The following is a 12,376-nucleotide window of genomic DNA, read 5'->3' as shown; positions in this document are numbered from 1 at the left end:
AAGGGGCAAACCCATGGGCAAGGTCACAGGCTTTCTCGAATACGACCGGCAGGAGCAGAAGTATCAGCTCGCCGGTGAGCGCGTGCGCCACTTCCGCGAGTTCACGCTGCCGCTCGACACCAACGATCTGCGCAAGCAGGCAGGGCGCTGCATGGATTGCGGCATCCCCTTCTGCCACGGGCCGACAGGCTGCCCGGTGCATAACCAGATCCCCGATTGGAACGACCTCGTCTGGTCCGACGATTGGGAGGAGGCCGCGCGCAACCTCCACACCACCAACAACTTCCCCGAATTTACGGGCCGCATCTGCCCGGCGCCCTGCGAGGAAGCCTGTACGCTGAACCTCGAGAACCAGCCGGTCACCATCAAGACCATCGAGCAGGCCATCGCCGACAAGGCCTGGGAGATGGGCTTCGTGAAGCCGGAGCCAGCGGACATTCAGACCGGCAAGCGCGTGGCCGTGATCGGCTCAGGCCCCGCCGGCATGGCGGCCGCCCAGCAGCTCGCCCGCGCGGGCCACGAGGTGCATGTGTTCGAGCGTCAGGCAAAGCCCGGCGGCCTCCTGCGCTACGGCATTCCCGACTTCAAGATGGAGAAGTACCACATCGACCGCCGCGTGAAGCAGATGGAGGCCGAAGGCGTTATCTTCCATTGCGGCGTCAATATCGGCATCGATCGCAGCTTCGCCTCGCTCCACAACGAGTTCGACGCGGTGCTGTTCGCCGGCGGCGCGGAGGATCCGCGCAATCCGAACCTGCCGGGGCAGGAACTCGCGGGCGTGTATTATGCGATGCCCTACCTCACCCAGGCCAACCAGCGCGTGGGTCATGAGGAGGTCACCGAGGAGCCAATCCTCGCGGGCGGCAAGCACGTGGTGGTGATCGGCGGCGGCGACACAGCCTCCGACTGCGTCGGCACCGCGTTCCGCCAAGGCGCGCTCTCCGTGACGCAGCTTGACATCCGCCCCAAGCCGCCGGAGCGCGAGGACAAGCTCACCGTGTGGCCCTACTGGCCCACCAAGATGCGCACCTCCTCGTCTCAGGCCGAAGGCGCGGAGCGCGAGTTCCAGGCGGCGACGCTCGGCGTCGTCGGCAAGAAGGGCCGCGTCTCCGGCGTGCAATGCGCCCGTGTCGATGAGAAGCGCCAGCCCATCCCGGGCAGCGAGTTCATCTTGAAGGCGGATCTCGTCTTCATCGCCATAGGCTTTGCCGGCTCGGTGAAGGAAGGCCTGCTGGAGCAGTCCGCTGTCGCCATGGATCGGCGCGGCAATGTGGTAGCCGACGACAGGAGCTACAGGACCTCGAGCGACAAGGTCTTCGTCGCCGGCGACATGCGCCGCGGCCAGTCGCTGGTGGTTTGGGCAATCCGCGAGGGCCGTCAGGCTGCCCGGTCCATCGACACCTTCCTGATGGGCTCCAGCACTCTGCCGGTCTAACCTCACGATCTGTTATGAAAACAAAAGCGGCGGCTCATCCCGTGGGTGAGCCGCCGCTTTCTGTTGTAGAACCGTCTTTACGGATTGGGCCACCGGAAATCATCCGCCCGACCGGGGCGTGCGCTGGGAGCGATTCCGACCCGCAGAGCGCGCTGGACCGTATGGGCATTGTCGCCGGTCAGCTTCGGCGGCGCCGACACAAGGGTGCCTCCCGGCGCAACGTCCTGGCGGGTCAGCGGCAGGACCGGCCCGACCAGCGGCTTCTGTGGCAGGGCAGCAGGAATGGCGGCATCAGGCGGTGGTGGCAGCGCTGCCTCAATGGTAGGCGCGGCCGATCCATCGGCAGGCGCGATCTGTGCTGGATCAGGCGCAGCGGCTGTTGCCGTTCCGCTCAAGCCCAGAACGCGCTTGATCTCCGTATCGGCGAAGAAGGCCACTTTCCGCGCGCCAGCCCGGGTGAAGAACACGCCTTCATTGGTCCGAAGCTTGGTTGGATCCCCGTCCACATCCGGGCCGATATCGGTGTAGCGGTTGTCCTCGTCCACGAAGCCTGGCCAGATATCCACATAGACGCCGCCGTTGCTCTGGACGCTCTCCTTGTAGATATCGTTCATGGCAACGAGATCGTCGGAAATCTTGCTGTTCTTCATGGGCGGTAAGCCGATCCACACGAAGGGAACCTTGCGCTCCTTCAGAACGCCCGTGATCGCATCGATTCGCTGGCGGTAGAGCTCCTTCCATCGGTCGGACAAGGGCTCCGCGCTCTCGTCGCCGTCCCGGATCGACTGCCGATCATTCGTGCCCAGCATGACGACGGCTATGGAGGTTTTCTGCCCCCCATCCAGAGTGGCCTTGATGGTGTTGGGCCAGTCCGCCGGGTCGGTGCGAACGAGGTTGGTGTCGCTGCGGACTTTAGAGACGACCGCAATGTCCTGGTCGTCGCTGAATTGGGCATCCAGCCCCTGCCGGGCATAGCTCGCTAGGGCATCGCCGAACACCACCACATAGGTGCTCGGATTGACCTTCGGCTTTTCCTGCTTGGCTACGGCCGCCGGTGGAGGTGCGGACCTGCGGGGTCTCGAGACGGGAGCGCGCGCGGGCGGCGGAGGCTCGTCCCGAGCGCCGAAGAAGCGTCGGATGCTGAAGCCCTGCTGAGGCTGGGGTTGAGCCGGCTGCACGAGCTTTCCGGGGTAGTAGCCGGGCGGATAAGCCCGCTGATCCCGGTAGCCCGGCTGCTGCTGGTAATAGCCGGACTGCGCCAGGGCCGCATCGACCCCGCCCGCCGCAAGGAGCAGGGTCAGGGTCATACGCTGAAGAATCGGCACTATCCTCATAGGCGGTTCCACTCTAATCCGGACCAGCCTGGAGGTGGAGTTGCAGGAGCAGCTCCGTCAGCGGGTCGCACGCAGTTCGCGTAAGACAGCATAATCCGCATAGCCATCCGGGATCAAACCACGCCGAAGCTGGAAGTTCCGCACGGCATCCCGGGTCTTGGAGCCGAATTTTCCGTCCGTATCGCCCTCATAGAAGCCGAGGCGGGCCAGGCGCTCCTGCAGTTCCTGGCGCTGGTCCTTGGCGAGCATGGGCTCCTTGGGCCAAGCCCCCTGGATCGGCTGACCACCCATGAGGCGGTCGCCGAGATGCGCCACGCCCATGGCATAGGCATCGGAGGAATTATAAGACTTGATCACATCGTAGTTCTTGGTGACCAGGAAGGCCGGTCCACCGGCTCCGCCCGGCAGGAACAGGGAGGCCTCGCCCGCCCGCGGCATGGCTTTGCCATCGGCCCGGCGCAGGCCAACGGTTTGCCATTGGGCAAAGTTCAGCTTGAGGTAACGGAAGTCAAAATCCTTCGGCAGCTGGACCTCGAAGCCCCAGGGAAGCCCCGGCTCCCAGCCATGCTGGCGCAGGTAATTGGCCGTGGACGCCATGGCGTCCGGCACCGAGGACCAGATGTCCCGCATGCCGTCGCGGTTGCCATCGACGGCGTATTTCATGAAGCTCGAGGGCATGAACTGGGTCTGGCCCATGGCGCCCGCCCAGGAGCCCAGCATCTTGGAGCGGTCCACATGCTCCTGCTCCAGGATCTGGAGCGCGGTAAGCAGTTCCTCCCGGAAGAACTCGGCCCGGTAGCCGGTATAGGCCAGGGTCGACAGCGCCCGGATGGCATAGATCGACCCGGTGAAGCTGCCGTAATTGGTTTCCATGCCCCAGACCCCGAGCACCACGGAGCGTGGGACACCGTAGGTCTTCTCCACGACCGCGAGCGTCTTCGACCACTTGGCGGCCATGTCCCGGCCGCGCTTCAGGCGCTCGGACGAGATGGAACCGTTGATGTAGTCCCAGATCGGGCGGACGAATTCGGATTGCTTCTTGGTGAGCGCGATGATCTTGGCGTCGGGCTCGACGTCCCGGAACGCCTCGTTGAAAGTGGCTTGCGAGATGCCCCGCGCCTTGGCCTCCGGCCAGAGCCCCTGCACGAAACGCTGGAAGCCGGCTTGCGACACCTCCTGCGCCTGAGCAGGCAATGCCATGAGGTCCGCACCGGCGGTGAGGCTCAAACCGAGAAGGAGGGCGCCGGAGAGGCGGCGCACCAGAAGCTGGCGCATGGATGTCGCTCACGGAAACAGGACAAGTTGTCCTGCCATTGCGACACTACGAGAGTTAACACCCGGTTGACAGCTAGCCTTATAGGTAGGGCCCTATGCGGCTTTTCGACCCGCTAGGGCCTGTTCCCAGCGCAGGGCCTGCTCGACGATCTCCTCCAGATTGTCGTGCTGCGGCTCCCATCCGAGCTCACGGATTTTGTCGACCTTTGCCACGAGCTGGGCCGGGTCGCCGGGCCGGCGCGGGCTCAGGCGAGCCTCGAAATCGACGCCCGAGACCCTTTTGACCACGTCCACGACCTCCAGCACCGAAGCACCATGGCCGTAGCCGCAATTCATGATCGTGCAATCGCCCCCATGGCGAAGATGCTGCAGGGCCACGAGGTGAGCACGGGCCAAGTCGTTGACTTGGATGTAATCGCGCACGCAGGTGCCGTCCGGGGTCGCATAATCCGTTCCGAACACGTCGAGATGAGGCCGCTGGCCGAGCGCGGCTTGAGCCGCCACCTTGATGAGATGGGTGGCCTGAGGGGTCGACTGGCCGGAGCGGCCCTTGGGATCGGCGCCCGCGACGTTGAAGTAACGCAGGATGGCGTAGCGCAGCCCATGGGCCGTGTGGGCATCCTGCAACATCCATTCGGACATGAGCTTGCTGCGACCGTAGGGATTGATCGGCACGAGCGGCATATCCTCGGTCAGCAGGGGGGCCTCGGCATTGCCGTAGACGGCTGCCGTTGAGGAAAAGACGAAGTTCCTGATGCCCTTCTGGACCGCAACCTCAATGAGCGCTCGGGTCTTCACGGTATTGCCGAAATAATAGCCCAGCGGATCGGTAACGGATTCCGGAACAACGATCTTGGCGGCGAAATGCAGGATGCTGTCGATGCCGTGTTCGTCGATGATGCTGGACACGAGAGCCTGATCGCTCACGTCGCCGGTCACGAAGGTGGCTTCCTGCGGAACGGCCCAGCGGAAGCCCGTCGAGAGGTTGTCGAGCACCACCACGGTCTCGCCCGCGTCCAGAAGCTCGAGCACCATGTGGCTGCCGATATAGCCCGCGCCGCCCGTCACCAGTACCGCCATGTCCATCTCCGAAAAACTGCCCCGCCTGGCAGCTTAACCACAACGCTTCAGCTTCAATTCAGGTCCAGAGCTTCAATGAAGAAGCGCCCCGATGAAACAAGCCGGTGACTATTGCGTTATGGGTCACCGAAGCTTGACCTTTGTCGGTTTCCTTTTCCGGGTCCTGTCTTAGATTACCCCTCCACCTTTCGGCTCAATCATGGCTCATTCAATGAAGCGTATCCGCAAAGCAGTCCTGCCCGTCGCCGGTCTCGGCACCCGGTTTCTGCCGGCCACCAAGGCCGTGCCCAAGGAGATGCTGTGCGTCGTCGACCGTCCGGTGGTGCAGCACGTGGTCGACGAGGCCCGCGCCGCGGGGATCGAGCACTTCATCTTCGTCACCGGCCGCAACAAGGCCGTGATCGAGGACCACTTCGACATCGCCTACGAGCTCAACCGCACACTCGAAGGCCGCGGCAAGACCAAGGAGCTGGAGACCCTGGCCAAGGACCAGCCCCAGGCGGGCCAGACGAGCTTCACCCGCCAGCAGGAGCCCTTGGGGCTGGGCCATGCGGTCTGGTGCGCCCGCGAGCTGGTGGGCAATGAGCCCTTCGCGGTGATCCTGCCTGACATGCTCAGCCGCGGCTCCATGGAGCAGATGATCGCAGCCTACGACAAGCACGGCGGCAACATCATCGCCGTTGAGGAAGTGCCCGAGGACCAGACCCACCAGTACGGCATCGTGTCGGTGGGCCAGGAATTCGGCCAGACCTTCGAGATCACCGGCATGGTGGAAAAGCCCCCGAAGGGCACCGCGCCGTCGAACTACATCATCTCCGGCCGCTACATCCTCCAGCCCGAGGTCTTCGACCTGCTCTCGAACCAGGAGCGCGGCGCCGGCAACGAGATTCAGCTCACGGATTCCATGATCCGCCTCATGAAGGAGCAGCCCTTCTTCGGCATGAAGTATCAAGGCAAGACCTACGACACGGGCTCGAAGATCGGCTTCCTGATGGCCAACGTGGCCTATGCCCTGGAGCGCGAGGAGCTCTCGGCAGAGTTCCGTAAAGAACTGGAAGCACTGCTGCGGCAGAAGTAGGCGGCTTCAAGGTTCCGCCAAAGGGTTCCGCATGGCCGCCCGCCTATGCTAAAGGGCGGCCATGGCACTTGCAAAACCCGCACCCCACTCGCCCGATCCGGCCATCCAGTCGGCCCTGCGCACGTTAGAGACCGAGCGGGACGGGCTGACCATCCTCATGGAAGCCATTGGCAACGGCCTCGGCGCCCCATTCACCGCAGCCATTGAAACGATCGCGGCGGCCAAGGGCCGGGTCATCGTCACCGGCATGGGCAAGTCCGGCCATGTGGGCCGCAAGATGACCGCCACCTTCGCGTCGACCGGCACCCCAGCCCATTACGTCCACCCGGCGGAGGCGAGCCACGGCGATCTGGGCATGATCCAGACGGACGACGTGATCATCGCCCTGTCCTGGTCGGGTGAGACGGCGGAGCTTGCCGACATCATCGGCTATTCCCGCCGCTTCCGAGTACCGCTGATCGCCCTGACGTCCAGTGCGGAATCTACCCTGGGGCGTGCCGCCGATGTCTGCCTGACCCTGCCGAAGGCCAAGGAGGCCTGCCCCAACGGGCTTGCGCCCACCACCTCGACCACGATCCAATTGGCGCTGGGCGATGCCCTGGCCGTTGCCCTGCTGGAGCGGCGCGGGTTTACGGCCGATCACTTCCGGGTCTTCCACCCGGGCGGAAAGCTCGGCGCGCGGCTCAAGCTCGTGCGCGAGATCATGCACAAGGACGAGCGCCTGCCGGTCGTCGGCATCGAGGCCCATATGGGTGAAGCGATTGAGGAGATCGGCCGCAAGGGCTTTGGCGCCGTGATCGTGGTGAACGGCGACGGTACGCTCGCCGGCATCGTCACCGACGGCGACCTGCGCCGCAACCTGAGGCCCGATCTGGCGACACTGCCGGTCACAGCCATCATGACCAAGACGCCGCGCACCATCGCACCGGACGCCCTCGTGGCCAGCGCCCTCGAGATGGAAGAGGCTTCCCGGATCACGGCCCTGATCGTGGTCGAGAACAGCCGCCCTGTCGGCCTCGTGCATTATCTCGATCTGCTGCGGGCAGGCGCAGCCTGAGGTTCTTTGCTTAACGCATTTTCTTGACGGCGAACCGGCATCCACTTCGCCTGAAAATGCTTATGGATCGTCGACCACCAGGGTCGAGCCCTCGATCCGGACGACGCGCACCTTGGCGCCGGCGAAGCGGTCGGCTCCCGTCACGCGCCAGGAGCTGTCATCGACCCGGATGCGTCCCTCCCCGTCCTTGATGGGCGTCTCAAGGGTGAAGACCCGGCCCACGAGGGCTTGGCCGCGCCGGTTGAGCATTTCGGCCTGAGGCTCGTCCTGCGTCTTGGAGCGGGTGATGGTTCGGCCGAGGATCACTGCCGCCACGCAGAGCAGCGCGAAGAGCAGCCCTGAGGCCTGCCAGGAGAGGTCCAGCACCGCATCGAGCAAGCCCGTGGCGATGGCGGCCAGCCCGAGCCAGAGGAAGAATGCTCCCGGGGCCACGAGCTCGATTCCGATCAGCACGACCCCGAGGATGATCCAGGCCCAGGCGCCGAAGCTGATGAAGGCATCCCGGATCATGAACGGTCATTGCCTCCCGTGACCGTGGGAACGCTGCGGGCAGGCTTGTTGAGGCCCGCTCCGCCCTCTCCGAACACCGACTTGGTGAGTTCCGCGATGCCGCCCAGCGTTCCGGCGAGGCCCGCCACCTCGATGGGCACGATCACCACCTTCTGGTTGGGAGCCGACGCAAGGGCTCGGATCGCATCGATGTATTTCTCCGCCACAATGAAATTGGCAGCCGCGAGGTCACCCTTGGTGATGGCTTCGCTCACCATGCCGGTGGCCTTCGCCTCGGCCTCGGCCTGACGCTCGCGGGCTTCCGCATCGCGGAACGCGGCTTCCTTGCGGCCCTCGGCTGCCAGGATCTGCGACTGCTTCTGGCCCTCAGCGCGCAGGATCTCCGCCTGGCGCAGGCCTTCCGCTTCAAGAACGGCTGCGCGCTTCTCGCGCTCGGCCTTCATCTGGCGCGCCATGGCGCCGGCGAGGTCCTGCGGCGGGAGGATGTCCTTGATCTCGACGCGGGTGACCTTGGCGCCCCAGGGCGAGGCGGCGGCGTCCATGACCCGCAGAAGCCGCTCGTTGATCTCGTCGCGATGTGACAGCAATTGGTCGAGATCCATGGAGCCTACGACCGTGCGGATGTTGGTCATGGTCAGAACCAGCAAGGCCTGATTCATGTCCGAGACCTCGTAGGAAGCGCGGGCGGGGTCGAGGATCTGGTAGAAGGCGGCCGCGTCGATGGTGACGCCCGCATTGTCCCGGGTGAAGGCCTCCTGGCTCGGAATGTCGAGCACCTGCTCCATGACATTCACCTTTTTGCCGATCTGGTCGATGTAAGGCACGATCAAACCAAGACCGGGGGTGAGCGTACGCGAGTAGCGCCCGAACCGCTCCACCGTATAGGCATAGCCCTGCGGGACCGTCCGGATGCCCATGGCGATCGTCACAACGACGAGCAGCACCAGAACGATAACGAAGATGTCGAAACCACTCACCAGCATGAGGCCTCTCTAGGCAACGTCGTTGCAGAGGTCTCACGCTAGCGCAAAGAGGCTTCGAGTCCTAGAGCCAGCCCTGAAGCTCACGCTCTACAATGTGGTTGATGACGCGCATGCCGTCGTCGCTGTCGTTGAGGCAGGGCAGATAGGCGAATTGCTCGCCGCCGTTGTGCATGAAGATCTCGCGGTTCTCGCCGTCGAGCTCCTCCAGGGTTTCCAGGCAATCCGCCGAGAAGCCCGGAGCCACGATGGCCATGCGCTTCACGCCGCTTTTTGCAAGCGCCTCCACGGTTTTGTCGGTGTAGGGCTGCAGCCATTCGTCTGGACCGAACCGGGACTGGAAGCTCATGCGGAACTTGTCCGGCGACCAGCCGAAGGTCTCACGCATGAGACGCCAGGTCTTCACGCATTGGCAGTGATAGGGATCGCCTTTGAGCAGGTATTCCTTCGGCACGCCGTGGAAGGAGACGAGGATCACCTCTGGCTCGAAGGGAAGCTTCGCCAGTTCCTTCTTCATCGAGGAGACCAGGGAGTCGATATAGACCGGATCGTCATGATAGGGCGGCGAGACGCGCACGGTCGGCTGCCAGCGCATGTCCATCAGCGCACGGAATGCGTGATCGCAGGCGGTCGCCGAGGTGGCGGCGGCATATTGCGGATAGAGCGGCACAAGGAGAATGCGGTCGCAGCCCTGGTCGAGAAGGGCTTGGATGCGTTCGCGGACCTCCGGCTTGCCGTAGCGCATGGCCCAGTCGACCGTGATCCTGTCGCCCGCGATGCTCTTCAAGTGCTCGGTTACTTTCTCCGCCTGATTGCGGGTGATGGTCTTGAGCGGGCCCTCGTCGCGCTCGTTGTTCCAGATCGACGCGTAATCGCGGCCCTTGGGGCCCGGGCGCTTGGTCAGGATGATCAGGTTGAGGATCGGCCACCACAGGAGGCGCGGGGTCTCGATCACCCGCCGGTCGGAGAGAAACTCCTTCAGGTAGCGGCGCATGGGCCAGTAGCTCGTGCCCTCGGGGGTCCCTAAGTTCATCAGAAGCACGCCGATCCGGCCGGTCCTCGCGGGCGGATGGTCCACCGGGCGGACACCCTGGCGCAGATCATTCAGATTGACGGTCTCGTTCATAAAAAAGCCCCTTGGCCGCGGAGTTCGTCCCGAATTCCACTCCCGATGCCGCCTAAATAAGAGGTTCAGGCCGATCCGCCAATCGAAACTGCCTTCACATTAGTGCGCGTAGCCGCAAGCCGCGTTTGCAGAAACCAAACGCCTCTCAGAGCGCCGGGCCCTTGTTGGGTTCGTGCTTGAGAATGGTCTCGAGCGCGACCCGCAGACCCTCGGGACGGAAATCCATATCCACCTTGGCATTCAGCTGCGTCGCCAGCACCCGGTGCAGCAGGCGCGAACCGAAGCCCTGGCGTGTCGGGGCAGAAACCTCGGGGCCCCCGGTTTCCTCCCAGACCAGCTTGAGCCGCGTGCCCTCGTCAGTTGCTTCCGCCTCCCAGGAGACGGACACCCTGCCCCGGGGCACCGACAAGGCACCGTACTTGGCCGCGTTGGTGGTGAGCTCGTGGATCGCCATGCCGATGGGCACGGCCGCGTCGGACGGCAGCTCGACCGAGGGTCCATTCAGGGAAATCCGCAGGCCCCTCACGTCGTTGTAGGGGCGCAGTTCCTTCTCCATGATCTCGCGCAAGGATGCCGTCTGCCAGACGGCCTCGGTCAGCAGCGAGTGGGTGTTGGCGAGCGAGATGATGCGCCCCACGAAGGCCTGATAGAAATCGTCGATGTTCAACGCGGAACGCGCGGTGGCGCCCACCACCGCCTGGACCGTGGCCAGGGTATTCTTGACCCGGTGGTGGAGTTCGCGGATCAGCAGGGATTGCTGGGTCTGGGCCTGCTTGCGCTCCTCGATCTCGCTCTGGGCATCGCGATACAGGCGGCTGTTCTCGAGGGCGATGGCGGCCTGTGACGTCAGGCCCGCCAGCAGGCGCTCGGACCGCTGGGTGAACTCCCCAGGCCTCTGATGACCGAAGACGAGAACGCCGTGGGTCTCGCCATTCCGCAGCAGCACGGGAACCGCCATGAGGCTGCGAAGCACGGGGCGGTCCAGGGTCGCGTCCGCCGTGAAAGGCGTGCCGTCATAGCCCTGCTCAACGGCAATGTTGTCCAGTCGGACAATTCTGCCTTCCGTAAAAGCCGGCGCACAGATGGCCCGGATGTCGAGGGCCGCGAAGGCTTCATCGAAGCCTGGGGAAGCGAACTTGCCGTAGTGTTCTTTCCCATCCTGAGCGGCCCCACAGAAGAAAGCTCCTGCCTGCGCTTCGGTCAGCTCGACACCGGCATCGACGACGCTTTCGATGATGCGGTCCAGGTCGAGTTCCGCCGCAAGGACGCTGCCTGTCCGGTTGAGAACCTCCAGGGCCGACGTCTCGGTCCGCAGCTCCTTGGTGCGCAGGGCAACCTGCTTCTCGAGCAGAGCCTCATTCGCCGCCTGCTCATGGAACTGCTGTGAGGCCAGGGTCGTGAGAGCCAGCAGAGCCAGAAGAGCCACCAGGGCAAAGGCGCCATAGAGCCGCGTCTGAACGAACCACGGCGTCCAATAGGCATCCTGGGGCATGCTGACGTTGATGTAGAGCGGCATCGCGCCGACCTGCCGGTAGGCTCCCGCGCGCTCGCGGCCCATGCTGATGAAGGAATAGAGGCCAGCCTGGGTGGTGGTGCGCACAGCCGCATCGAAAGCGGATTTATCGATGGGGGCGAATGACAGCCCGTCCGGCGGTGGCGGATGTTGGGCGATGACCTCCGCGTCCGAGCCGCGCATGAGCACCACCCGGCTGCCGCGGGGCAACCGCAGCTTGGACCAGTAATCGTAGAAATAGGTCAGGCGCACCGTGACCGAGGCAATGCCCTCGAACGCGCCATCGCCGTCCTGCAGGCGGCGGCTGATCATGAAGGTTGGGATCTTCGTGACGCTCCCGAGGATCGGTTCGCCGACGAACAGGCCCTGATCTGCGTTCACCTGCGCGGTGAAAGCGTCCCGTCCGGAGACGTTCGATTCCGGGGCTGGAAACTGAGCGGAAGTCAGCCGAAGGCGTCCGCTCGGATCGTTGAGCCAGACCCCATCGATGTAAGGCAGCGCTTCCTGGACGGCGCGGATCTGCTGCCAGAGAGGCTGCGATGCTTCCACCTGATCCCAGCTCTGCCTCTGCATGAGCGCCGTGGTCTGCTTCAAGGTTAGGTCCGTGACCTCCATGAGCCTCGCGGTGTGATCGGCCAGAAAGAAGGCGGCGTTGCGAAGGTCATCCTCGTTGCGCTGGATGAGACGATTGCGCTGCTCCCAGGCGATGTAGCCGAAGGTCAGGAGGATGAAGGCAACGCCGAACAGCCCCATGACGAGGGTCAGCCGCCCACGCGCACGGGAGCGCCTGCGCCGCTTCTGCGACAGGCTGATTGATTCGGAGGGCGTCTGAAACTGCAAAGAGGGCCGCTTTGTTGTGTGAGGTTGGGCGTTGCATGGGCAGGGTGGCACAGCAACGGCCATTGATGGAGTGGGAATTTACGTCTCGCTGTCCCGTTGACCAGGGGGCTGCGACCTATCTTGCCTCCCGCGTGAAAAGGATCCGCCC

Annotated in this window: 10 protein-coding genes; 3 read left to right on the top strand and 7 right to left on the bottom strand. The window is 64.2% G+C overall.

Translation table 11 applies throughout. From position 1 onward, the window contains the following. The first annotated feature begins 13 nt into the window (after positions 1 to 13). A complete protein-coding gene (locus JKL45_RS15690; protein WP_201862459.1) occupies positions 14 to 1,435 on the top strand; it encodes a glutamate synthase subunit beta in 1,422 nt (473 codons plus the stop codon). 77 nt (positions 1,436 to 1,512) lie between these two features. Here JKL45_RS15690 and JKL45_RS15685 read toward each other — a convergent pair whose 3' ends face one another. The 3 genes from JKL45_RS15685 to galE form a co-directional block, all read right to left on the bottom strand. Continuing rightward, on the bottom strand, positions 1,513 to 2,760 hold the full coding sequence (locus tag JKL45_RS15685) for an SGNH/GDSL hydrolase family protein (RefSeq protein WP_201862456.1): 1,248 nt from the start codon (positions 2,758 to 2,760) through the stop codon (positions 1,513 to 1,515). Between the two features lie 66 nt (positions 2,761 to 2,826). Continuing rightward, a complete protein-coding gene (locus tag JKL45_RS15680) occupies positions 2,827 to 4,044 on the bottom strand; it encodes a lytic murein transglycosylase (RefSeq protein ID WP_201862454.1) in 1,218 nt (405 codons plus the stop codon). 93 nt (positions 4,045 to 4,137) lie between these two features. Then, positions 4,138 to 5,124 carry a UDP-glucose 4-epimerase GalE gene (gene galE, locus JKL45_RS15675; protein WP_201862453.1) on the bottom strand — a complete coding sequence of 329 codons (987 nt, stop codon included), beginning with the start codon at positions 5,122 to 5,124 and terminating at the stop codon, positions 4,138 to 4,140. 211 nt (positions 5,125 to 5,335) lie between these two features. Here galE and galU point away from each other — a divergent pair, with 211 nt between their 5' ends. Both galU and JKL45_RS15665 read left to right on the top strand, forming a co-directional pair. Continuing rightward, positions 5,336 to 6,202 carry a UTP--glucose-1-phosphate uridylyltransferase GalU gene (gene galU, locus JKL45_RS15670; RefSeq protein WP_201862452.1) on the top strand — a complete coding sequence of 289 codons (867 nt, stop codon included), beginning with the start codon at positions 5,336 to 5,338 and terminating at the stop codon, positions 6,200 to 6,202. Positions 6,203 to 6,263: 61 nt separating this feature from the next. Continuing rightward, positions 6,264 to 7,259, top strand: a complete 996-nt coding sequence (locus JKL45_RS15665; RefSeq protein WP_201862451.1) for a KpsF/GutQ family sugar-phosphate isomerase — start codon at positions 6,264 to 6,266, stop codon at positions 7,257 to 7,259. Positions 7,260 to 7,319: 60 nt separating this feature from the next. On the opposite strand, the gene JKL45_RS15660 is transcribed toward JKL45_RS15665, so the two are convergent. The 4 genes from JKL45_RS15660 to JKL45_RS15645 form a co-directional block, all read right to left on the bottom strand. Beyond that, positions 7,320 to 7,769 carry an NfeD family protein gene (locus JKL45_RS15660; RefSeq protein WP_201862450.1) on the bottom strand — a complete coding sequence of 150 codons (450 nt, stop codon included), beginning with the start codon at positions 7,767 to 7,769 and terminating at the stop codon, positions 7,320 to 7,322. Beyond that, positions 7,766 to 8,752, bottom strand: coding sequence for an SPFH domain-containing protein (locus JKL45_RS15655; RefSeq protein ID WP_201862449.1), 987 nt, complete (start codon positions 8,750 to 8,752; stop codon positions 7,766 to 7,768). The genes JKL45_RS15660 and JKL45_RS15655 overlap by 4 nt, the downstream gene beginning before the upstream one ends. A gap of 61 nt (positions 8,753 to 8,813) precedes the next feature. After that, on the bottom strand, positions 8,814 to 9,875 hold the full coding sequence (gene hemH, locus JKL45_RS15650; protein ID WP_201862448.1) for a ferrochelatase: 1,062 nt from the start codon (positions 9,873 to 9,875) through the stop codon (positions 8,814 to 8,816). Positions 9,876 to 10,020: 145 nt separating this feature from the next. Next, entirely contained in the window at positions 10,021 to 12,228 is a 2,208-nt protein-coding gene (locus JKL45_RS15645; protein WP_201862445.1) for an HWE histidine kinase domain-containing protein, read from the bottom strand. Between the last annotated feature and the right edge of the window lie 148 nt (positions 12,229 to 12,376).

Origin of the sequence: Microvirga soli, assembly GCF_016734765.1 — a bacterium.
Taxonomy (GTDB): domain Bacteria; phylum Pseudomonadota; class Alphaproteobacteria; order Rhizobiales; family Beijerinckiaceae; genus Microvirga; species Microvirga soli.
Note: the sequence above shows the minus strand (reverse complement) of the source record. Positions and strands in the feature narration are given on the sequence as shown.

Coding starts and splice junctions, on each gene's coding strand:
- galE (WP_201862453.1), bottom strand. CDS start 5,124: ATGGCGGTACTGGTGACGGGCGGCGCGGGCTATATCGGCAGCCACATG.
- JKL45_RS15690 (WP_201862459.1), top strand. CDS start 14: ATGGGCAAGGTCACAGGCTTTCTCGAATACGACCGGCAGGAGCAGAAG.
- JKL45_RS15655 (WP_201862449.1), bottom strand. CDS start 8,752: ATGCTGGTGAGTGGTTTCGACATCTTCGTTATCGTTCTGGTGCTGCTC.
- JKL45_RS15660 (WP_201862450.1), bottom strand. CDS start 7,769: ATGATCCGGGATGCCTTCATCAGCTTCGGCGCCTGGGCCTGGATCATC.
- JKL45_RS15665 (WP_201862451.1), top strand. CDS start 6,264: ATGGCACTTGCAAAACCCGCACCCCACTCGCCCGATCCGGCCATCCAG.
- galU (WP_201862452.1), top strand. CDS start 5,336: ATGAAGCGTATCCGCAAAGCAGTCCTGCCCGTCGCCGGTCTCGGCACC.
- hemH (WP_201862448.1), bottom strand. CDS start 9,875: ATGAACGAGACCGTCAATCTGAATGATCTGCGCCAGGGTGTCCGCCCG.
- JKL45_RS15680 (WP_201862454.1), bottom strand. CDS start 4,044: ATGCGCCAGCTTCTGGTGCGCCGCCTCTCCGGCGCCCTCCTTCTCGGT.